Origin of the sequence: Arthrobacter liuii (genome assembly GCF_014639275.1) — a bacterium.
GTDB classification, from domain to species: Bacteria; Actinomycetota; Actinomycetes; order Actinomycetales; family Micrococcaceae; genus Arthrobacter; species Arthrobacter liuii.
This window is the reverse complement of record NZ_BMFW01000014.1, coordinates 77,377-103,641: the sequence shown is the minus strand read 5'-3', so window position 1 is coordinate 103,641 and position 26,265 is coordinate 77,377. Positions and strand designations below refer to the sequence as shown.

Genomic DNA, 26,265 nt, shown 5'->3' with positions numbered 1-26,265 from the left:
CCGCGAAACTCAACCGCCGTCCCCGGCCCACCCTGAACCTCGAGACCCCAGCCAACCGGCTGAACCAGCTGCTGCTGCAAACAGCGGCCTAAACCCCTGCGTTGCACTGACTAGTTGACTTTGCCTGCGTGGGACTGCTGTTAAGTGCCAACTCGCGGAAGAAAAAAGGAATCCCGGCCTGCAGGGTGCAGGCCGGGATTCCTTTTGTGCTTCGGGCGCTAGAGGACGTCCGAGAGGAAGCCCTTGAGCCGGTCAGTCCTCGGCTCAGTGAAGAGCTGCTCGGGCGGCCCCGACTCCACCACCACCCCGGCGTCCATGAAGGTCACGGCGTCGGACACGTTGCGGGAGAAGCCCATCTCGTGGGTCACCACCACCATGGTCATGCCTCCCTTGGCCAGGTCCGTCATCAGGGCCAGCACGCCCTTGACCAGCTCGGGGTCCAGTGCGGAGGTGGCCTCGTCGAAGAACATGACCTCGGGCTTCATGGCCAGCGCGCGGGCAATGGCCACGCGCTGCTGCTGGCCGCCGGAGAGGTTGGCCGGACGTGAATCGGCCTTGTGCCTCAGGCCCACCAGGTCCAGTTGTTCCAGTGCTTCGCTGCGCGCTTCCTCTTTGGAGAGCTTCCGCAGCTTCCGCAAGGCGAGCGAGACGTTCTCCTCGACCGTCTTGTGCGGGAACAGGTTGAACTGCTGGAACACCATGCCGATCCGGCGCCGGAGTTCGTCCGGGCTGTCCTTGAGGACCGAACGGCCGTCCAGCAGGATGTCTCCCTGGTCGGGTTCGATCAGCCGGTTCATGACCCGCAGCAGGGTGGACTTGCCCGAACCCGAGGGGCCGATCACGGACGCCGTGGTGCCCTGGGGAACGTGCAGGTCAATGCCCCGGAGGACGTGGTTGCTGCCGAAGGAAAGGTGGATGTTCTTGGCGCTCAGCGTTCCGGATGCGAATTCGCTCATGCCTGGGCTCCCTTTCCTACGACCGCTGCGGCCTCGTCCGGTTCTCTCTTTTCGGGCCGGCCGGTGCGCAGCCGGGTGTCGATGTAGTTGACCAAGTGCGTGAGCGGAATGGTCATGGCCAGGTAGAAAATGGCTGCTGCCACGTAGGGGGACAGGTTCCCGCTGCGGGCAGCCGCGTCCTGGCCGATCTGGAACAGCTCACGTTCCGTGGCCAGCAAGCCCAAGGTGAAGACCAACGAGGAATCCTTGATCAGGGCGATGAACTGGTTCATGAGGGCTGGGAGTACCCTGCGGATACCTTGGGGCACCACCACGAGACGCATTGAGGGACCGTAGCCGAATCCCAGGGCGCGCGATGCCTCAAGCTGCCCCTTGTCCACGCTCTGAATGCCGGAGCGGAAGATCTCGCCCGTGTAGGCGGCGGCCATGAGTGACAGCGCCGCAATGCCCATGGGGTAGGGGCTGTTGCTGCCCGTCACTTCGCGGAAGATTGGTCCGAATCCAAGGCCGATGACCAGGATGGTGAGGACCGCCGGGAGTCCACGAAACACGTCGGTGTACACCCGGGCGGCCCACCGTGCCACAGGATTTCGTGAGATTCCCATGAGAGCCAGGATCAGGCCGACAAAGGCCCCGATCAGTCCCGAGGTGATCGCCAGGACCAGCGTATTGGGCAGGCCCACCGCGAACATGCTTGGCAGAACCTCGGCAATCTGCTTCCAGTCAAGGAAGGTCTCTCCGAGTCGTGAAAGGGAATCCATATGGCGTCGCTATCTTTTCTGGGGGCCGGTTCTAGTTCGCGGGGACCTTGACGGCCTTGCTGCCCGGCTTCCAACCCTCGGGGGTCTGCTCGGCAGCGGTGGGGCGGTCCGTGTACCACTGGGCAGTCAGCTTGGTCCAGGTGCCATCTGCAACGATGGCATCAAGGGCAGAGTTCAGCGCTTCGAGCAGGGCAGGGTTGTCCTTGGCAACGGCGTAGGCGGTGAAGTTCTGGGTGTTGAGCTTCTTCTCGGCGATTTTCGTGCCGTCACCGGGCTTGACCTGGCCGGTGGCCTGCTGGGACGGGGCCACCCACGCGTCCACCTGCCCACTCTTCAGGCTGGCGAAAACGGTGTTGTAGTCAGGGAAGGAAACAGGCTCCAGGTTCAGGGTGTTCTTAACGTAGTCTTCCTGGACGCTGCCGCTGACGACGCCGATGCGCAGGCCGCTCTTCAGCTCAGCGAACGTCTGGACCTTGGCGTCTTCTTTGGTCACCAGGGCCATGTAACCGAAGTCGTATCCGTTGGTGAATGCCACAGTTTCACGGCGGGCGTCCGTGGTGGAGATCGAGGAGGATCCGACGTCGAACTGCTTGTTCTTGACCTGGCTGAGCAGCGCCTGGAACTTGGTGGAGGCAAATTCCACCTTGAGCCCCAGCTTGTCGGCCATCGCCCGCAGAAGCTCATTGTCGTAGCCGGTGAACTTGCCGGACGAATCAACGAAGATGTTGGGCGGGGCGTCTGACAACGTCCCCACGCGCAGCGTGCCGTCGGTGACGAGGCCGAGCTTGCTCTTGTCGATCTTGTCGATGGGCGTGACGTTGGCGGTGGTGTACTTGTCCAGCGTCTGCTGGTCGCTGCCCTTCAGAGCGTCCGTGGGGGTGCCGCTGGGCTGGGAGGATCCGCCGCCGCAGGCCGCGAGGGAAACCGCAAGGGCGAGGGCAACGGGAGCGGTGGTGAGCCACTTCAACGCTTTGATTTTCATCAGGTTGTCACTTTCATTGAGTCATAAGTCGACCGGGCCGCGAGGCTGCGCTGTGGCGCCTGGCACCTGTCCCGGCGCTGGTCCAGCTGGGCGGGGCACGGGTGACCGCAAAACTTTATTGTCTCACTACGGCGCTTGGCCGCGGTTAGGTGACGAATGCGCGGGCGGCGCGGTATCTATCCGAATTATCTTCGGAGGTCTTACTTTTCACCGGAGATCTGGCAGGAATCCGCTGCCGTGGCGAACGATAACGATGCGGCGGATCTTCCTTTTATGTACCCGCGTGACTGTGACATGCCTCGCAGGCCTCCCAAGCTGTACTGAACGCTAGAAGCCCCCAGCTGTGGCGTCCTGCGGCGGCAGGACCGGCCAGTCTCCCTCGATTACCGCGGCCGGCTTTGTCTTTCTCAGGTACCCCTGGAAGTCGGCCGCCTGGCTGACTGCCCAGTCCACCTGCAACTGGTGCAGCTGGCTGGCCGGCATCATCAGCTTGGGAAATTTTCCCGCCATCGCATCCAGGACCCTGAGCGTCGCCAGGGCATCAGCTGCAGATGTGTGGGCGTTGTCCAGGACCACGCCGTATTCTTCGCAGAGCGCCGTGAGTGTGCGCTTGCCTTTCCGGTAGCGGTCCACCTGTTTGTTCATGATGTAGGGGTCCAGGACGGGGAAGCGGGTGAGCTGGGGAATCCCGTAGCGGGCCGACTCGGCGGCGAGGACCGTAAAATCGTAGCTCGCGTTGAAGGCGATCACGGGGGTGCCGGAGTCAAAGAGCTCCTGGAGGACGGCTGCGACCTCGCGCGTGACCTCTTGTGCGGGCCTGCCGTCACGCCTGGCATGTTCGGTAGTGATGCCATGGACGTCACTTGCCTCCGTGGGAATCTCCACGCCCGGATCAGCCAGCCACTCGTGCTCCTTGATGACCTCGCCCTCGTGGTCCACCACGGTGATTGACGCCGTGACGATTCGCGCCGCCCGCGAATTGCGTCCGGTGGTTTCGAGGTCAAAGGCTGCGCGGGGGAGGGTGTTCCAGAAACTCATGCTTCAACGCTAAGCGGACCCACCGACAATTCCCGGGAACGCCACTGCGGCTAGATTGGATCAATGCGGAATGAGTACGTCCAAGCGGTCCTGGCCATCGTGAGGCAGGTGCCGGCAGGGTCCGCAGTCTCGTACGGGGACGTGGCGGAGCTCCTGGGTGCAGGCGGACCGCGCCAGGTCGGTTCCGTCATGAGCCACCATGGGGGCGGCGTGCCCTGGTGGCGCATCCTTAAAGCCAGCGGCCATGCCCCCGAAGGCCACGAAGCCGAGGCACTGCACCATTACCTTGACGAAGGCACCCCGCTCGTAGGTGCCTATGGTTCGTACCTCCGCACGGGGGAGGGCCGTTGGCGGGTCGATTTGACTGCCGCGCGCTGGGCCCCAACGGATAATGATTTTGACAGCATTGACGCGGTTGCCGATGAACTGGAGCGCCGGCTCCACAGATTGTCGGTGCCTGATGATGGAATGATTTTGTGACCGTAACAATTCCTTTGACCGGCCCCTGGGGCCCACACCGGCAAGAGCTGGGGACAAGCCAGGCGCCGGATTTCCCCGGCGCGGGGAACGCGGACAGCGGCAGTGCCCTTCCACGTGTGCCGGCCCTCCGGTTGCTGCCGCCGCGGCGGGTGCACGCGGAGGTGCCCCGGCTCACACCGGACCAGCAGGCAGCGGTTGACGTCGCCCAGGGCTCGGGACCTGTCCTGGTACCGGGCGCGCCGGGCACGGGAAAGACCACCGCCCTCGTTGAGGCCGCTGTCCAGAGGGTCTTCCGTGACGGCGTCGACCCCGAACACATGCTGATCCTGGCACCCACCCGCCTTGCAGCGGATTTCCTGCGGGACCGGTTCACCGCCCGGCTGGACAGAAGCCTCAGCACCACTCCGGCCAGGACATGGGCCTCGTACGCATTCGACCTGATCCGGCGGGCAAAGGCCGAAGGCGTCATCCCGCTCTCCCGGCCTCCGCGCCTGCTCTCAGGCCCGGAGCAGGACCTCATCATCAAGGAACTCCTCGACGGCCACAGGATCCCGGGGCTTGAACTGCCGTGGCCTGCTGACCTTGACGGTGCCCTGGAAACCCGCGGCTTCCGCCAGGAGGTGCGGCAGCTCTTTGACCGCATTATCGAATCCGGCCGGACAGCCGACGACCTTGCGCAGCTGGCGGACGACTGCCACCGCCCGGACTGGAAAGCTGCGGCAGCGCTGTATGCGGAATACCGGGACGTGCTTGACCTGCGGATGCCTGAGGCCTTTGACCCTGCCGGGATCATCACGGCCGCCCGCCAGATCTTCCAGGACGCCCCGGATTTCCTCGCCGGGGAACGCGCGCGGCTGCAGGTTGTCCTGGTGGATGATATCCAGGAAGCCAACCCCGCCATCTTCGAGCTGCTCGCAGATATCGCCGCCGGCAAGGACTGCTATGTCACGTCGTCCGCGGATACGGTCGTCCAGGGATTCCGGGGAGCCCGGCCCGATCTCGTGGCTGAGCTGCCACGGCTGTTGTCCGCCCAGGAGCCTGTCCTTGAGCGGCCGCTGTGGCACTCCCATGGACTGGCGCCCGCCGTGGCAGGGGCCTGGCTGAACGTCGCCGGCCGCATTTCCCAGCGTGCCGGCGGGCAACTGGCACGGCGCCTCGAGCAGCCTGCGTGGCCCGGGCAGCCAGTACGTGAAAGTGCGCCGGGCGCCGTCGAGGCCCACCTGGTCCCCACTCCGGTCCATGAGCTTCGCTATGTTGCCCATCGAATCCTGGACCAGCACATCAACCACGGCCGGGATCTGGCGGACATCGCGGTTATCGTTCGCAATGGCGGCCAAGTCAGCGAGCTGCAGCGCTACCTGTCCGGGCAGGGCATCCCCGTACGGGTGCCCGTGGCCGAATCCGCGGTCCGGGACGAAGTAGCTGTGCGTCCGCTCCTGGACGCTTTTGCCATCGTCTTGGATCCGGCGCTTCTAACTCCCGAAGCTGCGGTGTCGCTCCTCACATCGCGCATCGGGGGTGCCACCTCCATCGAGCTGCGCAGGCTCCGCCAATCGCTCAGGCGCGAGGAACTCCTGGGCGGCGGCGGCCGCGCCAGCGACGCACTGCTGGTCGAGGCGCTGCTTGACCCCGGTGCCCTGGGCGCTTTAGGCATCGAAGGCCGCTCCGCCCGACGCACGGCGCGGATGATTCACGCGGGGCGGGAGGCTGCCGCACTGCCCGGCGCCAATGCCGAGTCGGTGTTGTGGGCGCTCTGGAACTCAACGGGGCTATCTTCGGCCTGGACAGCGACGGCATTGTCAGGCGGACCCCACGGAGCCCGGGCCGACCGGGACCTTGATGCCATGATGGCGCTCTTCCATACGGCGGAACGCTACGTGGACCAGATGCCAGGCGCCGGCCCCGAACAGTTCCTGGAATACCTCCTGAACCAGGAACTCCCCATGGACACGCTCGCCGCCCGTGCCCAACTCGATGATGCCGTGGAGCTGATGACACCGGCCAGTGCGGCAGGCCGGGAATGGCCCATCGTGATCATTGCCGGGCTGCAGGAGGGAGTGTGGCCCAACACGCGGCTCCGCGGTGAACTGCTCGGCAGCACGCTGTATGCGGACGCTGTGGAGCATGGCCCGGAGTATGCCCTCCAGCGTGACCCCCTGAGCCGGTTGCGGGACATCCGCTATGACGAACTGCGCAGCTTCTCTACGGCGGTATCAAGGGCTCGGGAACTGCTGGTGTGCACTGCAGTCTCGTCGGAGGACGACCAGCCGTCGTCCTTCCTGGACTTCGTTTCACCTTTGGGACCGGGGGAGGAGGGCAGGGCCTTCACCCAGGTGGAACGGCCCATGACGCTGCGCGCCCTGGTCGCCGAGCTCCGGCAGCATGTCCAGCTCGAGGGGACAGCCCCTGCAGGGGAAGCCGCCAGGGTCCTGGCGCATCTCGCCGCGGCGGAACCCGCGGTGGCCGGAGCGCACCCGGACAGCTGGTGGGGACTCGCCCCGCTGACGTCCGTCGAGGCGGTGGTCCCGCCGGGGGGAACGGTTTCCGTTTCCCCGTCAAAGGTGGAGACAGTGCAAAAGTCGCCGCTGGACTGGTTCGTCCAGGCAGCAGGCGGGGAACCGGCCACCGACTTCGCGCGGAGCCTGGGCACCCTGGTGCACGCGATCGCCCAGGATATGCCGGACGCATCCGGATCCGAGTATGTCGCTGAACTCGTGCGGCGATGGCCGGCGCTGGGAATGAAGGACAACTGGGAGGGAAGGCTGGACTTCCAGCGCGCCGAGGCCATGGTGCGGAAGCTCGCGCAATATGTGCTTTCCATGCGGAGCGAAGGCCGCAGCCTGCTGGGCGTGGAGCAGGACTTCGAAGTGGCCCTCGGAACTGTGGCGGTGGATGAAGCTCCGCCGCGGGAAGCGGTACTCCGCGGCCAGGTGGACCGGCTGGAGATCGACGGCGACGGCCGCCTGGTGGTTGTCGACCTCAAGACCGGAAAGCGGCAGCCAGGCAAGGATGAGCTGTCCCGCCATCCACAGCTCGGCGCGTACCAGGCGGCAGTGCTCGCCGGCGGCTTCGGCGCTGGAACGGGCGGTGGCAGCGGCCTGCCTGGCGGGGCTGTGCTGGCGCAGCTCGGGACTGTGGCGAAAAATCCCGCCATTCAACAGCAGGAACCGATCGACCCGCAGGAGAATTGGGCATTGGACATGGTGCAGGACGCGGCCGCCGTGATGGGCGGCAGCGAATTCATCGCACGGCACGATCCTGCCAAGGGCAGCCACGGCGGTCACGGGTGCAGGCTCCCCGAAGTGTGCCCGCTCTGCGTGCGTGGACGGCAGGTGACCGAATGAGCGGGCCACTGACTGTGCTGCCCGCCGCGGATGCCGTCCCGGCCGCGCGCTTCAGCCCCGAAGAACTGTCTCGGCTGCTTGGCGAAGGAAATACCCCCACTCCCGAGCAATCGGCCATCATCTCTTCTCCGCTGGCGCCGCGGCTGGTCATCGCGGGAGCAGGATCCGGGAAAACCGCCACCATGGCGGACCGGGTGGTGTGGCTTGTGGCCAACGGATGGGTCACCCCTGAGGAAGTTTTGGGCGTGACCTTTACCCGCAAGGCTGCCGGTGAACTTGCCAGCCGGATCCGGTCCAAGCTACTGGCCCTGCAGCGTCTTGCCGTGAAGGACAACGGGCAGGGGCTATTTCCTGAAGGCCTGTTCAGCAGCGACGCCCTGGAGCCCAAGGTGTCCACCTACCATTCGTTCGCCAGCGGCATTGTCTCCGATTACGGGCTGCGGCTTGGCGTGGAGCGGGACGTCGTCCTGCTCGGCGGTGCGCAGGCCTGGCAGCTGGCCAGCGAGGTGGTTGAGGCCTATGACGGTGAGTACGCACACTTCCGGGCCGCCAAATCCACCTTGGTGAAAGCCGTCATCCAGTTGGCGGGCGAGTGCGCCGAGCACCTTCAGGAACCCGAGGATGTCGAAGCCTGGCTCATGGCGCGCCTTGCCGGGTTCGAGTCCCTGCCTTACCTGGCCGACAAGCCCAGGAACCCGCCCAAGGCGGCTGCGGACCTCGCAGGCATGCTGCGGACCCGGGCCAGTGTCGCTGACATGGTGGGCCGTTATGCCGAAGCAAAACGTGCCCGCGGTGCCCTGGATTTCGGCGACTTGGTGGCGCTTGCTGCCAAGGTGGCCCAGGATGTTCCGCTGGCGGGCCAAATGGAACGCCAGCGGTACAAGGTGGTTCTGCTCGACGAGTTCCAGGACACGTCCTATGCGCAGCTGGTCCTTTTTTCCCGCCTTTTCGGTGGCGGCCATGCGGTGACGGCCGTTGGTGACCCCAACCAGTCAATCTATGGCTTCCGCGGCGCTTCGGCAGGTCAGTTGTTCCACTTCGTTCGCGAGTTTCCAGTCCAGACTGGTGGTCCGGAAGGAGGAGGCTGGGCGCCCGCTCCAACTTCCTACCTGACTACAGCCTGGCGAAATGGGCGGTCGATCCTGGCAGCAGCCAATGTCATGTCGCAGTCCCTTGGCCGGGCGGCGGGGCACAGCGCCCCCGCAGGGGACAGGAAAGTCGCTTCCGAAGTGCCCCCGTTGCAGCCCAGCCCCCATGCCGTGGACGGGAGCGTGGTGCTGGGGCGCTTCGCCAGCGACGTGGAGGAAGCTGCCGCACTGGCCGACGACGTCCTGCGATACCAGGTGACCGACTTTGAGTTGAGGCCTGACGGCACAGCCGAGCCACCGGCCCTCGCCGTCCTGTGCCGCAGGCGCGCGCAAATGGAGGCTGTCCGGCGGCAGTTCGAGGCCCGCGGGATTCCCTACGAAATCGTGGGCCTTGGGGGGCTCCTGGACACACCGGAGATCGTCGACCTGGTGGCCACCCTGCGCGTCCTGGCAGACCCCGGCCGGTCCGATGCCCTCATGCGGCTGCTCGCAGGCGCCCGGTGGCGGATAGGTCCCGCTGATCTCATGGCATTGCGGGACTGGTCTGCCCAGCTGGCCAGGAGCCGGGGGAAGGCTGCAGAAGGGATTGATGTCCACGGTGATGACAGCGACAGCGACGAAGCAGATGCACCCATTCTCGAGGGTGACCTGACCGACAGTGCGAGCCTGGTCGAGGCACTGGATTTCCTGCCCCGCGAAGGGTGGACGTCGTCGAATGGCCGCGTCCTTAGTGCGGGGGCGCGCGGCCGGCTGGCCCGGTTGTCGGTCGAACTGCGGCAACTGCGCGGCTACCTGGGCGACGACCTCACCACGCTCCTGGGGGAGGTGGAGAGGGCCATGCTGCTCGACATCGAAGTGGCAGCCCGCCCGGGGATCAGCATCCACCAAGCGCGCCGCAACCTTGATGCCTTCCAGGATGCGGCCGCCGGGTTCCTCCGCACCTCCCAGCGAGTAGACATTCTCGCTTTCCTGTCCTGGTTGGAGGCTGCGTCGGCGGAGGAAAACGGGTTGGAAGCGCCTGCAAGCGACGTGAACCGGGAGGCAGTACAGCTGTTGACGGTCCATGCGTCCAAGGGATTGGAATGGGACGCCGTGTTTGTCCCGGGAATGAACGCCGGAGCTTTCCCCAGCGACAGGGACTCCCGCTGGAGCAGCGGTGCTGCCGCCCTGCCGTGGCCCCTGCGCGGGGACCGGGCCGACCTTCCGCAGTGGGACCTGGACCAGCCGGACCAGAAGGGGTGGCTGGATGCCGAGAAGGACTACAAAGCCGGCGTGCAGGTCCACGGCGAGTCGGAGGAACGGCGCCTGGCGTACGTGGCCTACACGAGGGCCAAGCATGTCCTGTGGGTGTCCAGTGCCGCCTGGGTGGGGTCACGGGCCGGGCGCGCGGAGATGTCTCCGTTCCTTGCGGAACTGGAAGCACTGACGCAACCGGCTGAGGGCGCGCAGCGGGCGGATGCTACGGTCCACCCGCTGTCGTCGGAGGAGGCTGCGCTTCCGCACCAGAGCCCGTTGACACTGGAAACGGAAGAGGCACGCTGGCCGTACGATCCGCTCGAAGGGCCGGTGGACCCGCGCACCGGCGAGCGTCTTCGACTGGCACGCGGGCGCAGGGCAGCCATGGAGGCGGCGGCCAGCCGTGTACTCGGCATCCTGGAGGCCGGCGGGTGCCAGCCGGTTCCGGCCGACGGGCCAGGGCTCGGAGGCAGTTCAGGGCAGGGGAGCAGCCTGACGGACACGCGGCAAGGCCTTACGGGGCCCGCGGCAGGCTGGGCACGCGAAGCCGCCCTGCTGCTGGAGCGCAGGACACGAAGGTCCAGCGGCCAGGACGTGCACCTGCCCACCCATATCTCCGCCTCCACGCTCGTCGACCTCGGAGAAGACCCTGAGGCGGTGGTGGGCCGGCTACGCCGGCCTGTGCCGCGCGAACCTGGAATGTCGGCGCGGAAGGGCACAGCCTTCCACGCCTGGGTGGAGGAATATTTCGGCACAGCCGGCATGCTGGACCTCGGCGAAGCCCCCGGTTCGGACGACCATATCGATGCTGCCTACGACCTGGATGCGATGGTGGCCACTTTCAAGGCCTCACCCTGGGCCGACAGGTCCCCGGCTTTCGTCGAAGTCCCGGTGGAAACCAGGGTGGGCGAGGTGGTGGTGCGCGGCCGGGTGGACGCCGTCTTCCAGGACGTCGACGGACGTTGGGACCTGGTGGACTGGAAGACGGGCCGCCGGCCGAACGCCGCGCAACTGAAGACCCGTTCGATCCAGCTGGCGGTGTATCGCCTAGCGTGGGCGCGGCTTATGGATGTCCCGCTGGAGGACGTGCGGGCAGCGTTCTTCTACGTTGCCGACAATGCCGTGGTGCGGCCACACGACCTGGGTTCTTCAGCAGAACTCGAAGACATCGTTGCCGCCGCGCTTAGCCGGTCTTGAGCTTGGTCCAACAGATGGACCGGAACAGGGCAGTGCTGTCCGGGCTCAGCCCTGTTTGGCGTTGATGACCGAAATCGCGGCTGTGGATGTGTCGTCCGGCCCCTTGGCTTCGGCCTTCGGGACCTCCGCGGGGTCTGCCCCCGCGGCAGATGGCTCCACCGGGATGGGGGCTACGTGCACGGCGGGTTGTACAGGTACTGCAGGCTGCGCAGCAACTGACGGTTGTGCCTGTATGCCGGGCTGCACGGGGACCGGGATGACCGTGACGGCGGGCGTCACAGCAGAACTGCCGCCACCGGTGGCCGAGCCCGCCCCGGAACGCCCAGCGGTGGCGGGTTCGGCCGTTCCGTGTCCGTCAGGGCTGCCCTTGGCCGGAAGGGGCTCAACGCTGATCGGCTGGCCGCCGTATTCGGCGATGTCGCTGGCCAGGCTCTCCAGCATTCCCTCCGCCTCGCTGACCATGTCACGGTCACCAGCCGCAAGGCCCTTGACCAGGTACTGCGCCAGTGCGAATTCTGCGGACAGGGCGGCCCGGCGCAGCAGGTGCTGGTCGGGAGCGTCCCGGCGGCTGGACGTGTAGGCCTTCAGTACGGCATCAATGAAATCCTGTTCATTGGAGGCCACCAGCCAGGCAAAGTCATCCGCGGGGTCGCCGATCCGCAGGTCCGTCCAGCCGGTCACTGCCGTCACCCGCCCCGACTCCACCAACAGGTTGTCCTCGTGCAGGTCGCCGTGGACCACGCAGGGGTTGAACCGCCAGAGGGACACGTCCTCCATGGCATGTTCCCAGCGGCGCAGCAGTGCGGCCGGAATCTTGCCTGTAGTCGCTGCCTGGTCCAGTTCGTTCAGCCTCCGTTGGCGGAACTCATTGGGTGTGTAGCTTGGCAGGTCGGCGTTGCTGACCAGGGCCCGCGGCAGGTCGTGGACTGCGGCCAATGCGGAACCGATTTCGCGGGCCACGCCGGCCGGTCCGGAAGTCAGCTCCTCGACGCTGCGCGTGCTGCCGGACAGGTGCGAGTAAACGAACGTGGTCAGGGTTCCCAGCCGGACGCTGCCTGCCACTGTCGGCATCAGGAACGGCAGTTCCGCCCGCACAGCGGGAGCAAACGCGCGCAGCACCAGGAACTCCGTTTCCAGCCGGGCGCTGGCCTCGGCGTGCCGCGGCGACCGGACCCGCCAGCGCTTGCCTTCGGAATCGAGGAGCAGGGCCGAGTCGAAGTCCGCGGGGTCGTCCGGAGCAGAGCTAACGGCCGTCGGGGTCAGTCCGGGGACTGCCGCGGTTGCAATTGCCGCCAGTTCAATCGGTTTTCTTCTCACCGTTCCACGGTAGATTGCCCGGCCTCCCACAAAGCGGTCCGGCCGCGGCGAGTCTTCAGATAGCTGCAAATCGTGGGGCACCCCCGCGGCGGCCGGACCCTTTCGGAAATGTGAAATGTCGGCGGCAGTCAGTACGGTGGAGGCATGAGCCAAGCGGAGTCCGTACTACCCATCCACCAGGCTGCGCAGGCAGGGTTGCCGGCGGACCATCTCGTGGATACCCTGCTCCCGGTGAAGCCGGCACTGGTGGACCGAGGATCTGTTGCCCGCGTGAGGGCCGGGATGATCGATGAGCTGCTCGCCGGGCCGGATGCCTTGGCCGCAGTCCTGTCAAAGCGCCAGGGGCTGGTCCAGGGCAACAACCTGGTCCTGGTCGGAGCCAGGAAACTCCTGGCAGAGCTGAAAGCAGCAGGATCCACGCCGGAACTCGTGGTGTACCTGGGATCCGCCCTGCCCGCCGCGGACCTTCCTGCCGGCACGGAACTGCTGCTTTTCGTCCTGCCTGCACCTCCGGAACCCGGTACGGCCGGCCTTCCCGCGGACGCCTCCTGGGCTGGATTCCGGGAGATCGCGGCGGACCTGACTGCCACCTCCACAGCCTTGTTCGTGGAAGCCAGTGCAATCGCCAACTGGCACGCCGCCCACACGCATTGCCCCCGCTGCGGCACCCCAACGGACGTCGAAGCCGGCGGCTGGGTGCGCCGGTGCCCGGCGGACAACTCTGAACACTACCCCCGTACAGACCCCGCAATCATCGTCACGGTCGTGGGCCCGGACGGCCGGCTCCTCCTGGGTGGCGGCGGCCCCGTGGACGCCCGCAACTACTCCACCCTGGCGGGATTTGTCGAACCGGGGGAGTCGCTGGAAGAGGCCGTCGTGCGCGAGATCCAGGAAGAGGTTGGAGTGCGTGTCACCGCCTGCCAGTATCTCGGCTCGCAGTCGTGGCCGTTCCCCGCCTCCCTTATGCTTGGATTTACCGCTGTCACCGAGGACGCCCGGGCAACGCCCGACGGCGTGGAGGTCACCAGGGCCCGCTGGTTCAGCCGCGGGGAACTCCAGGAAGCGGTGCTCAGCGGGGAGATCACCATTTCCAGCAGGCTGTCCATTGCCCGCTCGCTGATTGAGCACTGGTACGGCGGCCGGATCCAGGACCGGCCCGGCGCCTAAGTTATTCCATCCACCAGACTCCAGCACGCGGGAGTCGAGAAACAAAGCAGCAGAAGTGCCTACAGAGATTTTTGACGGAGCAGGCTCCCTTGAGGACCGGATCCTCGGGGGGCTCGACGCCGAACAGCGTGAGGTGGCCAGCACCCTGGGCGGGCCGTTGTGCGTACTGGCCGGTGCGGGAACCGGGAAGACCCGCGCCATCACCCACCGCATCGCGTACGGCGTGCACTCGGGGGTCTACACCCCGCAGCGCCTGCTCGCCGTCACGTTTACTGCCCGGGCGGCGGCAGAGATGCGCAGCCGCCTGCGCGACCTCGGCGCCGGAAATGTGCAGGCCCGCACCTTCCATGCCGCTGCCCTGCGCCAGCTGCAGTTCTTCTGGCCGCAGGCTGTGGGCGGCACGCTGCCCAACCTGCTGGACCACAAGGCCCAGCTGCTTGCGGAGGCCGCGCGGCGGCTCAGGCTCAGCACGGACCGGGCCTCCATCCGCGATCTTGCCTCAGAAATCGAATGGGCCAAGGTCTCCATGCTGACGCCGGCCAACTATCTGGAAAACGCCCAGGGGAGGGGCGCGCCCGGAGGGTTTGACCTCACTGCCGTGGCCCGCGTCTTCCAGTCCTACGAGGACGTCAAGACCGACCGCAACCTGATCGACTTTGAGGACGTCCTCCTGATCACGGTGGGCATCCTGCAGGAGGACGAGAAGGTAGCTGCCACGGTTCGGGAGCAGTACCGGCACTTCGTGGTGGACGAATACCAGGACGTATCCCCGCTGCAGCAGCGGCTCCTGGAGCTCTGGCTCGGCGGGCGTGACGAACTCTGCGTCGTGGGGGACGCCAGCCAGACCATCTACTCCTTTACGGGCGCCTCGCCCAGGCACCTGCTTGACTTCAAGACCCGTTACCCGCAGGCCAACGTCGTCAAGCTCATCAGGGACTACCGGTCCACACCCCAAGTGGTGAAACTGGCCAATGACCTGCTGGCGGGGCGCCGGAGCGGAGGCGCCACCGCCGACGCCGCCTGGGCGGCGCCCCTGCAGCTCGTGGCCCAGCGCCCCGCCGGGCCCACTCCACAGTTCACCGAATGCACGGACGACGAAGCCGAAGCAGCCACTGTGGCGCAGAAGATCAAGGCCCTGCTCGACGCCGGCACTCCTGCCAGCGAGATTGCCATCCTTTTCCGCACCAACGGCCAGTCGGAGGCCTACGAGCAGGCGCTGGCAGCGGCGGGCATCGGCTACCAGTTGAGGGGCGGCGAACGCTTCTTCGCCCGCAAGGAGGTCCGCGATGCCATCCTCCAGTTGCGCGCAGCCACCAGGGCCGTTTCTGAAACGGATACGCCGGAACCGCTCGGGCAGTTGGTCCGGGACATCGTCTCTTCCCTCGGCTACACCGACTCCGCGCCACACAGCGGCGGGGCCCTGCGCGAACGCTGGGAGTCCCTTGCGGCACTTGTGGCGCTCGCCGACGAACTCGTTCAGACCCGCGGCCCCCAGTTCGGCCTGGCGGATTTCGTCAACGAACTCCAGGAGCGTTCACTGGCCCAGCACGCGCCAACCGTGCAGGGCGTTACGCTCGCCTCCCTCCACGCAGCCAAGGGCCTGGAATGGGACGCAGTCTTCCTGGTGGGCCTGAGTGAAGGCCTGATGCCCATTTCCTTCGCTGATTCCCCCGAATCGGTGGATGAGGAGCGCCGCTTGTTGTACGTCGGCATCACCCGGGCACGGGAGCATCTTTCCCTCTCGTGGAGCACCGCGAGGACTCCCGGCGGCCGCGCCAACCGGAAGCCATCCCGGTTCCTCGACGGGCTGCGGCCGGACTCGGTGGCAAGCTCCAGTACCAGGGGGAAGGGAGCCGCCCCCCGCCGCAAGGCCGCCGCGCCTGCCGTGTGCCGGGTCTGTGGCACAATGCTGGCCACCGGTGCCGAACGAAAGGTGGGCCGCTGCAACGCATGTCCACCCACCTACGAGGAACAGACGTTCGACGCCCTCCGCAACTGGCGCCGCGAGGTGGCCCAGTCCGCTGACGTTCCCGCATTCGTCGTCTTCACCGATGCCACCCTCACTGCAATTGCCGAGGCCAGGCCGGCATCGCTGGAGGAACTTGCGGGCCTCGCCGGCGTCGGCCCATCCAAGCTGGAAAAGTACGGGGAAGACGTCCTCCGGGTCCTTGTCGAAAGCTCCGTCTTGTGAGGCGCGCACCCAACGGCGGTTCCCGCCAGGCCGCCGCCCTCACCACCTCAAACGGTTCTCCCGTGGAAGTGCGGCGCTCTGCCCGGCGGACGCGCACGGTGGCGGCGTTCTGGGAAGACGGAACAGCCGTGGTGGCCATCCCTGCGCGCTTCACTGCCGCGCAGGAGCGGGAATGGGTTCACCGCATGCTGGCCAAACTGCACAAGCAGGGGGAGCGGCAACAGGCAACCGGCCGTCGCCGTCCTGCCTCCGATGAGGCCCTTGCAGCTCACGCCGCCCAGCTGTCCGCGCAATATCTCGGCGGCCGGTCAGTGCCCTCGTCCGTTCGTTGGGTCAGCAACCAGAACTCCCGGTGGGGGTCCGCTACTCCGGCCGAGGGAACCATCCGCATATCGGACAAGCTGCGGCCCATGCCCCAGTGGGTCACCGACTACGTCCTGCTGCACGAACTGGCCCACCTCCTGGTGGCTTCGCACAACGCCGCATTCTGGAAGCTGCTGGAGGCGTATCCCGAAACCCAGCGGGCCAAGGCATTCCTCGAGGGTGTTTCCTTTGCCACGTCCCGGGGACTGGATAAAGGCGACCAGGATGGCGCTGGGGATTTCCCAGGGGACGCCGACTAGGTCCTGCCCGGCACCTGTCCTGCCCTGCACACCGGGGCGGCCGTCAAAGCACCCTGGCGGGCCAGGAAAATCCCGGCCCGCCGGAAAAGTGTCAGCCCTTCGGCTGGTCCGTTCCGCCGTCGTCGTCCTTGCCGTCCGAATCGCCATCGGCCCCGCCCTCATCGGTGGAGGTGTCGTCAAAACCGCCGCTCAGCAGTTTCTGCAGGGCGTCATCCACTTCGCTGTCGCTGGCTTCGGCGAGCTTCCGGCGGTTGCTGAAGCCCTTCGGATCATCGAGGTCTTCGGCGGTGGGCAGCAGGTCGGGGTGGTGCCAGATGGCGTCACGGCCCTCGATCCCGCGTTCCTCCTTCAGCGTGGCCCACAGGGTGGCGGCGTCGCGCAGCCTGCGCGGGCGCAGCTCCAGCCCCACCAGGGAAGCGAAGGCGTGCTCGGCGGGCCCGCCTGTTGCCCGGCGGCGGCGCACTGTTTCCCGCAGCGCGCCGGCGGACGGCAGGACCTTCTCCGTCGCGGCGGCGGTAAGTTCGTCCACCCAGCCCTCCACCAGGGCCAGTGCCGTCTCCAGCTTCTCCAGCGCCTGATCCTGGGCCGGGGTCCGCTGGGGCATGAAGACGCCCTGGGACAGGGCCTCCTGGATGCCTTCGGGGTTGCTCGGGTCAAGGTCCCGGGCGAGCTCCTCGATGCGTGAGGTGTCGATGTGGATGCCGCGGGCGTATGCCTCGATGGCGCCCAGCAGGTGTCCGCGCAGCCAGGGAACCTGCACGAAGAGCCGTGCGTGCGCGGCTTCCCTTACGGCAAGGAACAGCCGGATGTCGTTCTCGGGGAGGGACAGGCCCTCGCCGAAGGCGGCAACGTTTGCCGGCAGGAGCGCCATTTCCAGGTCGGCGAGCGGGACACCGATGTCGGTGGAGCTGACCACGTCCCTGGAAAGGGCGCCGATGGCCTGCCCGAGCTGCATGCCGAAGATGGCGCCGCCCATGTTTTGCAGCATGGAGGAGGCGCCGCCCATCATGGACTTCATTTCCTCGGGCATCTGCTCCGTCATGGCGGAGGAGAGCGCATTGGCGATGCTGTTGGCCACGGGCTCGGTCAGCCGCTTCCAGGTGCCAAGGGTGGCCTCCACCCATTCCGCGCGCGACCAGGCCTTGCCGATCAGGCCGGTGGCGGGCAGGTCGGTGACCGGGTCCAGCCACAGTTCGGCCAGGCGCAGGGCTTCATCGACATCCCTGGACTGTTGTGCCGTTACTGAGGGGTCTGAAGTGCCGGCGGCCACCCTCCGGGCGTTGTCGTGGGCAAGCGTCCAGTTGACGGGACCCTCCGACGGCGCGCTCATCATCGCCTGCACCTGCGAGAACATCTGGGCCAGCAGGTTGGGGTCATCCGGGAGGCCGGCAGCCTTGGCGAGCTCTGCGGGATCGAAGTTTTCCATCCCCCTGCCGCCCATCAGGTTCTGCAGCATTTCGGTCAACGGATCCTTGGGGTTGTCGTCGCCGTTGGACGGATTGAGTGGGTTGGAGGTCATGGTCCCGCCGATCGATGGTGTGACTGTTGATCAACCTTCACGGTACCCCGGTGGGGGTCGGCTGTCTGCCGCCCGCCGCCGTCGTTCGCTCTAGGCAAAGCGCTTCGGCGTGCAGCCACCGCGTACTGTTGGTGGGGTGACTACAACCCGTGGCGGCCATTCCTCCGAGGACCACGCTCCCGAACTTTCCCGCGTCTCCAGTTCCGCCCGTTTTCGGGCCGGGGGGCCGCCGGAAAGCGCCGGGGACAGCGGCGGCACGGCGGGTGCTGCCGGACGCGCCAGCGCGGACGACGCCGGACGCAAGGGCAGGCGGCTTTCCACCATGATGGTAGCCGGGCTGGCGGCGCTGGGGCTGGGAATTGCAGTGGGCACGCTTCCGGTGCCGTACGTCGTCGAGTCGCCGGGGCCCACGTACAACACGCTGGGGGAGAGCCAGGGGCACCCGGTCATCAATGTCAGCGGCCATGAGACGTATCCCGCTGCGGGGAGCCTGGACCTGACAACGGTGTACGTCGACGGCGGCCCCACCGACTCCATCAGCATCCTCAACGCATTCTCGGCATGGTTGGACAAGTCCAAGGCCGTGTACCCGGTGGAACTGATCTATCCCACGGGCACTACAAAGGAGGAGGCGCAGGAACAGAGCGCGGTGGCCATGGCCACGTCCCAGGAGAACGCGGTTGCCTCCGCCCTGAACGAACTCAAGATTCCCTTCGGCCAGCAGCTCCAGGCTGCGGACCTGTCCAAGGATTCGGCGTCGGCGGGCAAGATCGAGCAAGGGGACATCCTCAAGTCCATCAATGGCAGGGACATCACCTCACTTAGCGTCATCCAGGATGAACTGGCAGCGGGCAAGGGAGCTCCGGCGACCGTGACGGTGGAGCGCGCCGGCCAACCCGTTACGGTTGAGGTCACCCCCAAGGACAACGGACAAGGCCGCTTCATTCTCGGCGTCATGCTGAAGTACCTGTTCAGTTTCCCGTTCCAGGTGCAGATCTCCCTGGACAAGGTGGGCGGCCCCAGCGCCGGGCTCATGTTCTCGCTGGGCATCATCGATACGGTCACGCCGGGCGACCTTACCGGCGGCAAGCATATTGCGGGCACCGGCACCATCTCGCCGGACGGTGCGGTGGGACCCATCGGCGGCATCGGGCAGAAGATGCGGGGTGCGCGCTCGTCCGGGGCCTCCCTCTTCCTGGCTCCCGCCGGCAACTGTGACGAGGTGGCGGGCCACGTTCCCGAAGGCCTCCAGGTTGTCCGCGTGGAGAACCTGGCGCAGGCCCGGCACGCGGTCGAACTGGCCGGCAGCGGGCAGGACACATCCGGGCTCCCTGCCTGCACCGGCAAATAGAGTGGGCCCAACTAGACTCGACAGGAACTAAGCTCTACCGCCACTCGTGGCAAATGATGACGGACGAAACCAGCCGTTGGACCGGTACCGTACGTCGCTTGCACGCCTCGAATATTTCGACGACCAGCTATGAGGTACCCAGTTTGTCCCGTCCCGCCAGCACCAAGTCCACAGGCAAACCCCCTTCACGACGCGGAGCCCTGACGCCCACCCTGATCGTTGTCGCCCTGGTGGTAGTCGGCTTCATTTTCTTCGCCAACGTCTGGACCGATGTCCTCTGGTACCGGCAGCTGGGCTTCATCGAGGTCTTCGTCACTGAAAACCTCGCCAAAATCGCCACATTCGTGGCCGGCTTCGCCCTCATGTTCGCGGCGGTCTTCTTTTCGATCCGCATTGCCTACAACGCCAGGCCGGTCTACGCACCGGACTCTGAGGTCCGGGACAACCTGAACCGGTACCAGGCGCAGCTGGAGCCTGTCCGCCGGGTGGTCATGGTGGGCCTGCCGGTTCTCTTTGGCCTCTTTGCGGGCAGCGCGGCCGCAAGCCAGTGGCAGAAAGTCCTGCTGTTCTTCAACCAGGTTGGTTTCGGCGAAACCGACCCGCAGTTTGGCATGGACATCAGCTTCTACCTGATGACCCTGCCGTTCCTCGGGTTTGTGACCGGCTTCCTGATCAGCGTGGTGGTCATTGCGGGCATCGCCGGCATCCTCACGCACTACCTGTATGGCAGCATCCGGCTGATGGAACGCGGCGTGTTCACCAGCCGCGCTGCGCAGATCCACATCGCCGTCACCGGAGCGGCCTTCCTGGTGCTCCTCGGCGTCAACTTCTGGCTGGACCGCTACTCTTCCGTGCAAAGCAACGGAGGCCGCTGGGCCGGTGCGCTCTACACGGATGTCAATGCCGTCATCCCCACCAAAGCCATCCTCGCTGTGTCTGCCGTCCTGGTGGCCATCCTCTTCATCGTTGCTGCAGTCATCGGCCGCTGGCGCCTGCCCGTGATCGGCACCGCGATGCTGATCATCACGTCCATCCTGGCCGGGGGCGTCTATCCGTGGGTAATCCAGCAGTTCCAGGTGCGTCCGTCGGAGCAGACTCTGGAAAGCAAATACATCCAGCGGAACATCGCGAACACACGCAAGGCCTACGGCCTGGACGGCATCCAGGAAACCCGGTACGACGCCACCAATACGGCCAGCACCGGCGCACTCGCTCCCGATGCAAAGACCACGGCCAACATCAGGCTTCTGGACCCCAACCTGATTTCGGATGCCTTCGCGCAGCTGGAACAGTACCGTCCGTACTACCAGTTCCCCAAGGCCCTCAACGTGGACCGTTATGAGGTGGACGGCAAGATCCAGGACACCGTGATCGCCGTGCGGGAGCTGAACCCCACGAACGTCTCAACCAACCAGCAGGGCTGGCTCAACCAGCACGTGGTGTACACCCACGGCTACGGAGTAGTGGCTGCCAAGGGCAACAAGTTCACGGTGGACGGCAAGCCTGAATTCCTGCAGTCCGGCATCCCTTCGACCGGTGTGCTGGGCAACGATACAACCTACCAGCCACGGATTTACTTCGGTGAGTCCTCACCGGAATACTCGATCGTGGGTGCCCCGGCCGGTGCCACGCCACGTGAGCAGGACCGCCCCTCCGGCAAGGAGGGGGAGGGCGAAACCCAGTACACGTTCGACGGAAACGGCGGGCCCAACGTTGGCTCCTTCTTCAATAAGATGCTCTACGCCATCAAGTTCCAGTCCTCGGACCTGCTGCTCTCGGACGGCGTGAACCCGGAGTCGCAGATCCTGTACGACCGCAGCCCCCGGGAGCGGGTCCAGAAGGTAGCCCCCTACCTGACCGTGGACGGCGGGGCCTACCCGGCTGTGGTGGACGGCAGGGTCAAATGGATCGTGGACGGTTACACCACCAGCCAGTACTACCCCTACTCACAGCAAAAACAGCTGTCGGACGCCACCGCTGATTCGCAGACGAGTTCCGGCCGCGCCGTCGCACTGCCCAACAGCACGGTTAACTACATCCGCAACTCGGTCAAGGCCACCGTGGACGCCTACGACGGCTCGGTCACCCTCTACGCGTGGGACGACACCGACCCCGTGCTGAAGGCCTGGCAGAAGGTGTTCCCGTCCTCCCTGAAGCCGTACTCGGAAATGTCCGGAGCGGTGATGAGCCACGTCCGCTACCCCGAGGACCTGTTCAAGGTCCAGCGCGAGCTGCTGGGGCAGTACCACGTGACAGATCCCACCAGCTTCTACAAGAACAACGATGCGTGGAGCACGCCGGCCGATCCCACGGTAAGCACGGATGTGAAGCAGCCGCCGTTCTATATGTCCCTGCAGATGCCGGACCAGGCGAAACCCGCCTTCCAGCTGACGTCTTCCTTCATTCCGCAGATCGTGAACGGAAACGCCCGCAACGTCCTCTACGGCTTCCTCGCAGCGGACTCGGATGCGGGTACCCAGGCAGGCGTGAAGGATGAAGGCTACGGAAAACTGCGGCTGCTGCAGATCCCGCCGGAAACACAGGTGCCCGGTCCGGGACAGGCGCAAAACAAGTTCAACTCCGACCCCACCGTGTCACAGGCACTGAACCTGCTGCGGCAGGGTGCGTCGGACGTGCTGAACGGCAACCTGCTCACCCTGCCCGTGGGCGGCGGCATCCTCTACGTCCAGCCGGTCTACCTCAAATCGACGGGTGAGACGTCGTACCCCACCCTGCAGCGCGTCCTGGTGGCCTTCGGTGACAAGGTGGGCTTCGCGCCAACGCTTGATGCAGCCCTCAAGCAGCTTTTCGGCGGCGATTCCGGTGCAGCCGCGGGTGACTCGGCCAACAACGGCCAGACGCCCGCAAGTCCGGCAGCTCCTGCCACACCTGCGGAAGCTGACGCGAAGGCACAGCTGAAGGCGGCCCTGGACGAGGCCAACTCGGCCATCCAGGCAGGCCAGACGGCGCTCGCGGCCGGGGACTTCGCTGCCTATGGCGACGCGCAGAAGAAGGTTGCGGCCGCGCTGAAGAAGGCAATGGACGCCGAGGCCAAGATTCCCGTTACTGCTCCGGCGGCCAGCCCGGCCCCTGCTGCTTCCACCTCACCGTCGCCAACACCTTCGGCGGGGCGGTAGCACGACGGCGGCGGCCCGGCATCCGAACCCAGGGGGCCGGGTGCCGGGCCGGCGTAACGGACGTCACGCCGCTTCAATTTGGCCTGGGGTTCACCTCCCGGTAAAGTAGTTCTTGCGACGCGGGGTGGAGCAGTTCGGTAGCTCGCTGGGCTCATAACCCAGAGGTCACAGGTTCAAATCCTGTCCCCGCAACTGAGGAAAGGCCCGGACATTGGAAACAATGTCCGGGCCTTTTGTTTTGCCCGCCGCCAGCGGGTGGGGTGGAAGCAACCCGCGGGGGCCCGAGCCGTGTGGTCAGGTCGGCTGCCAAAGTAGGGTAGTGTTGATCGAGCGACGCGGGGTGGAGCAGTTCGGTAGCTCGCTGGGCTCATAACCCAGAGGTCACAGGTTCAAATCCTGTCCCCGCAACTTATGAAGGCCCCGACCGGCAGTTATGCCGGACGGGGCCTTCCTTTTTCCTTGGATGCGCCCAATTCCTTGTATTCTCTTTCGGAGGGTCCCGCGATCTGCGGGCAGCCCAGTCATTCTTGAGAGGTATGTAATTCGATGGCCACACCCACGAAAAAGCCCGGCGCCGCGACGGCTAAGCGGTCCAGGATTTACTGGGTGGTGCCTGCCGTCCTGGTGGCAATGGTCCTGTTGGTGCTGATCGCCAGGGTGCTCATGGGAATGCCCGCCGTCACCGCGTTCGTCTCCGAATACCCGGGCTCGTCCGAGCTGCCGGCCGATGCCCCGGTCGGATTCCCTGCGTGGCTGGCCTGGCAGCACTTCCTTAACGCATTCTTCCTGGTCCTGATCATCCGTACGGGCTGGCAGGTACGTACCACCGCCCGGCCCAGCGGACACTGGACCAGGAACAACAAGGGCCTGATCCGCACCCGGAACGCACCCACCAAGATCAGCCTGGAGCTCTGGTTCCACCTGACGCTTGATGCCCTCTGGATCCTGAACGGGCTCGTCTTCGCCGTCCTGCTGTTCGCTTCCGGACAATGGATGCGGATTGTCCCCACCAGCTGGGACGTCTTCCCGAATGCCGTTTCGGCCGCGCTGCAGTACGCCTCGCTGGACTGGCCCACGGAAGACGGCTGGATCAACTACAACGCGCTGCAGCTCCTCGCGTACTTCGTGACCGTCTTCATTGCTGCGCCGTTGGCGTTCGTCACGGGGCTGCGGATGTCCTCCGCGTGGCCAAAGAAGGCTGCAGGCCTTAACAAGGCCTACCCGATTGAATGGGCACGCGCCGTCCACTTCCCGGTAATGATCTACTTTGCAGCTTTCGTGGTGGTCCACGTCTTCCTGGTGCTGGCCACCGGTGCACTGCGGAACCTGAACCACATGTACGGAGTCCGGGACGACGACGGCTGGTTTGGTTTCTGGGTGTTCCTCGCCTCCGTGGCGGTCATGGTGGCCGCCTGGTTCCTGGCCCGCCCGATCTTCCTGCGGCCCATCGCGTCCCTGATGGGCAAGGTCAGCCGCTAAAGCGGGCACCCTGCCGCCGCGGAGCCCAAGGGCACCTCAGCCGTCCTTGAGCTGCTGGTAGGCAGCCAGCGCCCGTTCCCTGGATTCTGGCAGCTCAATGAGGGGTTCCGGATAGTCCGTGGCGCCCGCCTTCCAGGGTTCGTGAATGGCTTTGTTATCCAGGCCTGCGAGCTCCGGGACGAATTCGCGCAGGTACCGGCCACCGGCGTCGAATTTCCGGCTTTGGGTCACGGGATTGAAGATCCGGTAATACGGGGACGCGTCAGCGCCCGAACCTGCCACCCACTGCCAGTTGGCCGGGTTGCTGGCGGCATCAGCGTCCACCAGGGTGTCCCAAAACCATTGTTCTCCGATCCGCCAGTCGGCCAGGAGGTTCTTGACCAGGAATGAAGCGGCGGCCATCCGCACCCGGTTGTGCATCCAGCCCGTCTGCCACAACTGCCGCATCCCGGCGTCCACCAGTGGATAGCCGGTGCGGCCCTGCTGCCACGCTGCCAGCTCGCCCCTGCCCAGCCGCTGCCAGGCGAACCGGTCGAATTCGGGGCGGTAGTTGCGGGTGGCCAGTTCCGGGTTGTTGTACAGCAGTTGCCAGCAGAATTCACGCCAGCCCAGTTCGGAACGGAAGATTCCGACGTCGGCAGGCACCGTCCGCGGAAAGCTGCGGCGGATCTCGCGCCACACCCGGAACGGGCTGACCTCGCCGAAGCGCAGGTGGGGCGAGAGGCGGCTGGTGCCCTCAATGGCGGGCAGGTTCCGTCCGGTCCCGTACTCGCCGGCAGGACCGTCCAGGAAGTCGTCCAGCCGGTGCCGGGCGCCCTGCTCGCCAGGGGTCCAGGTGGCCGCGAGGCCCCCACTCCAGTCGGGGGAGGAGGGGAGCAGGTGCCAGCTGTCGAGCTCGTCGCTGGCCCGGGTCCGGCCGCTTGGCGGAGGCCCTGGAATCTGGGCGGGAGGCTCCAAGGGATCCCTGACGTCATGGCTGGCCAGGCATGCACGCCAAAAAGGCGTGAACACCTTGTACGGCCCGCCGGAGCCGGTCTTTACTGTCCACGGTTCGAACAGGAGGTTCGCCTGGAAGCTCGACGCCTCCAGGCCGTTGTCCCTGGCCCACGCCTTAACCGCTGTGTCAATGGCCCGCTCAGGCTCCCCGTAGCGCCGGTTCCAGAAGAGGTGCACAGCTCCGGTCTCCACCGCCACCTCCCTGATGACCTGTTCCGCCGGTCCGCGGCGGAGGAGCAGGCGCGAATCACTTGCTTCAAGGGAGGCAGCCAACGCTGCAAGTGAATGGTGCAGCCACCAGCGGGCAGCGCCGCCCAGCGGCCTGACCCCGGCGGATTCCTCATCAAGGACGTACACCACAGTCAGCGGCATGCCGAGGTCCGCTGCAGCGTGGAGGGCAGGGTTGTCGTCCAGGCGCAGGTCGTCGCGGAGCCAGACCAGGGCGGTCTGTTCGGGGGAGGTCATGGCACCACGCTACACACTCTGGACGTGGTGGTGGCCGGGACCATCGTCCCGGCCACCGCCACGTCCTGCCTGGTGAGGTGTTACCCGCCCCTAGAGCTTGTCGAAGTCGGCTTCTTCAACGGTTGACTCAGAAGCTGCGGGGTTTGCAGCGCCAAGGGCAGGCTTCGCGCCGCCGGCCTTCAGGGCGGCGAGGCGGGCGTCGATCTCCGTCTGCTCGCCCAGGTCCTCAAGCTGGTTGAACTGTGCATCCAGGCTGGACGCGGCAAGTTCCTGCTGCCCGCGGACCTTGGCCTCTTCGCGGCGGATCTTCTCCTCGAACCGTCCCACTTCGCTGGTGGGGTCCATGATGTCGATGCTCTTGATCGCATCGTGGACCTGGGACTGCGCCGCCGCCGTCTTGGACCTGGCAACCAGCTCGTTGCGCTTGCTGGTGAGCTGGTTGAGCTTGTTCTTCATCTGGTCCAGGCCTGTTTTCAGCTTGTCGACCACCTCGCGCTGGGAGGCGATGCTCGGCTCTGCACCCTTGGCTTCGTTCTCGGCCGCCATCTGGCGCTGCAGGGCCACTTTTGCCAGGTTGTCGAACTTCTCAGCGTCGGCCACGTCGCCGGCCCCACGGAACTCGTCTGCCTTGCGGGATGCGGCAAGTGCCTTGTTGCCCCAGTCGCGCGCGTTCTTGACGTCTTCGTTGTAGTCGTCTTCCAGCATGCGGAGGTTGCCGATGGTCTGCGCCACGGCAGACTCGGCTTCGGCGATGTTGTTGGTGTAGTCGCGGACCATCTGGTCCAGCATCTTCTGGGGATCCTCGGCGTTGTCCAGCAAAGAGTTGATGTTCGCCTTTGCCAGCTGCGCGATCCGGCCGAAAATGGACTGCTTAACCATGGTGTTTGCCTTTCGTCCTGCTCTGTGTTGACCACTGGAACCGGTGCACAGTGGTGTAC

Annotated in this window: 17 protein-coding genes and 2 tRNA genes; 11 read left to right on the top strand and 8 right to left on the bottom strand. The window is 66.0% G+C overall.

The genetic code is table 11. The features are described from left to right. Positions 1-218: 218 nt before the first annotated feature. From IEW19_RS14415 to IEW19_RS14400, 4 genes are all read right to left on the bottom strand, one after another. Positions 219-956, bottom strand: coding sequence for an amino acid ABC transporter ATP-binding protein (locus IEW19_RS14415; RefSeq protein ID WP_188572300.1), 738 nt, complete (start codon positions 954-956; stop codon positions 219-221). Continuing rightward, positions 953-1,717 (bottom strand): amino acid ABC transporter permease, encoded by a 765-nt coding sequence (locus IEW19_RS14410; RefSeq protein WP_188572299.1) that lies wholly within the window; start codon positions 1,715-1,717, stop codon positions 953-955. The genes IEW19_RS14415 and IEW19_RS14410 overlap by 4 nt, the downstream gene beginning before the upstream one ends. A gap of 31 nt (positions 1,718-1,748) precedes the next feature. Continuing rightward, positions 1,749-2,699, bottom strand: coding sequence for a substrate-binding periplasmic protein (locus IEW19_RS14405; RefSeq protein ID WP_188572298.1), 951 nt, complete (start codon positions 2,697-2,699; stop codon positions 1,749-1,751). A 327-nt stretch (positions 2,700-3,026) separates the two neighbouring features. Continuing rightward, positions 3,027-3,737, bottom strand: coding sequence for a 3'-5' exonuclease (locus IEW19_RS14400; RefSeq protein WP_188572297.1), 711 nt, complete (start codon positions 3,735-3,737; stop codon positions 3,027-3,029). Positions 3,738-3,800: 63 nt separating this feature from the next. On the opposite strand from IEW19_RS14400, the gene IEW19_RS14395 reads away from it, so the two are divergent. Genes IEW19_RS14395 through IEW19_RS14385 form a run of 3 tightly spaced genes read left to right on the top strand, consistent with a single transcriptional unit; the run spans position 3,801 to position 11,082 of the window. Beyond that, on the top strand, positions 3,801-4,217 hold the full coding sequence (locus IEW19_RS14395) for an MGMT family protein (protein WP_188572296.1): 417 nt from the start codon (positions 3,801-3,803) through the stop codon (positions 4,215-4,217). Then, complete coding sequence (locus IEW19_RS14390) at positions 4,214-7,561, top strand: ATP-dependent helicase (protein WP_373283613.1); 3,348 nt, start codon at positions 4,214-4,216, stop codon at positions 7,559-7,561. The genes IEW19_RS14395 and IEW19_RS14390 overlap by 4 nt, the downstream gene beginning before the upstream one ends. Next, entirely contained in the window at positions 7,558-11,082 is a 3,525-nt protein-coding gene (locus IEW19_RS14385; RefSeq protein WP_188572295.1) for an ATP-dependent helicase, read from the top strand. Before IEW19_RS14390 ends, IEW19_RS14385 begins: the two co-directional genes overlap by 4 nt. Before the next feature lie 45 nt (positions 11,083-11,127). Here the strand turns inward: IEW19_RS14385 and IEW19_RS14380 are convergent, their stop codons facing one another. Further along, the gene (locus IEW19_RS14380) at positions 11,128-12,399 is read right to left on the bottom strand and encodes a macrolide 2'-phosphotransferase (RefSeq protein ID WP_188572294.1); all 1,272 of its coding nucleotides are present in this window, start codon (positions 12,397-12,399) and stop codon (positions 11,128-11,130) included. A 144-nt stretch (positions 12,400-12,543) separates the two neighbouring features. Here IEW19_RS14380 and nudC point away from each other — a divergent pair, with 144 nt between their 5' ends. From nudC to IEW19_RS14365, 3 genes are read left to right on the top strand one after another with little or no spacing between them, the layout of a single operon-like run. Beyond that, entirely contained in the window at positions 12,544-13,566 is a 1,023-nt protein-coding gene (nudC, locus tag IEW19_RS14375) for an NAD(+) diphosphatase (protein ID WP_188572293.1), read from the top strand. A 55-nt stretch (positions 13,567-13,621) separates the two neighbouring features. Beyond that, entirely contained in the window at positions 13,622-15,757 is a 2,136-nt protein-coding gene (locus IEW19_RS14370; RefSeq protein ID WP_188572292.1) for an ATP-dependent DNA helicase UvrD2, read from the top strand. Then, positions 15,754-16,380: a M48 family metallopeptidase gene (locus IEW19_RS14365; RefSeq protein WP_188572291.1), complete on the top strand. Its 627-nt coding sequence runs from the start codon at positions 15,754-15,756 to the stop codon at positions 16,378-16,380. Before IEW19_RS14370 ends, IEW19_RS14365 begins: the two co-directional genes overlap by 4 nt. 91 nt (positions 16,381-16,471) lie before the next feature. Here IEW19_RS14365 and IEW19_RS14360 read toward each other — a convergent pair whose 3' ends face one another. Continuing rightward, positions 16,472-17,899 carry a zinc-dependent metalloprotease gene (locus tag IEW19_RS14360; protein WP_188572290.1) on the bottom strand — a complete coding sequence of 476 codons (1,428 nt, stop codon included), beginning with the start codon at positions 17,897-17,899 and terminating at the stop codon, positions 16,472-16,474. Between the two features lie 136 nt (positions 17,900-18,035). Here IEW19_RS14360 and IEW19_RS14355 point away from each other — a divergent pair, with 136 nt between their 5' ends. The 5 genes from IEW19_RS14355 (at position 18,036) to IEW19_RS14335 (ending at position 23,866) form a co-directional block, all read left to right on the top strand. Further along, positions 18,036-19,250 carry a YlbL family protein gene (locus IEW19_RS14355; RefSeq protein ID WP_373283612.1) on the top strand — a complete coding sequence of 405 codons (1,215 nt, stop codon included), beginning with the start codon at positions 18,036-18,038 and terminating at the stop codon, positions 19,248-19,250. Between the two features lie 143 nt (positions 19,251-19,393). After that, positions 19,394-22,387: a UPF0182 family membrane protein gene (locus tag IEW19_RS14350; RefSeq protein WP_188572289.1), complete on the top strand. Its 2,994-nt coding sequence runs from the start codon at positions 19,394-19,396 to the stop codon at positions 22,385-22,387. Positions 22,388-22,505: 118 nt separating this feature from the next. Continuing rightward, a tRNA-Met gene (locus IEW19_RS14345) sits at positions 22,506-22,579 on the top strand. Between the two features lie 142 nt (positions 22,580-22,721). Continuing rightward, positions 22,722-22,795, top strand: a tRNA-Met gene (locus tag IEW19_RS14340). Positions 22,796-22,933: 138 nt separating this feature from the next. After that, complete coding sequence (locus tag IEW19_RS14335) at positions 22,934-23,866, top strand: cytochrome b/b6 domain-containing protein (protein WP_188572288.1); 933 nt, start codon at positions 22,934-22,936, stop codon at positions 23,864-23,866. A 36-nt stretch (positions 23,867-23,902) separates the two neighbouring features. Here IEW19_RS14335 and IEW19_RS14330 read toward each other — a convergent pair whose 3' ends face one another. Together IEW19_RS14330 and IEW19_RS14325 are read right to left on the bottom strand one after the other, a co-directional pair. After that, the gene (locus IEW19_RS14330) at positions 23,903-25,327 is read right to left on the bottom strand and encodes a cryptochrome/photolyase family protein (RefSeq protein WP_188572287.1); all 1,425 of its coding nucleotides are present in this window, start codon (positions 25,325-25,327) and stop codon (positions 23,903-23,905) included. A gap of 90 nt (positions 25,328-25,417) precedes the next feature. Next, entirely contained in the window at positions 25,418-26,206 is a 789-nt protein-coding gene (locus tag IEW19_RS14325; protein WP_188572286.1) for a PspA/IM30 family protein, read from the bottom strand. Between the last annotated feature and the right edge of the window lie 59 nt (positions 26,207-26,265).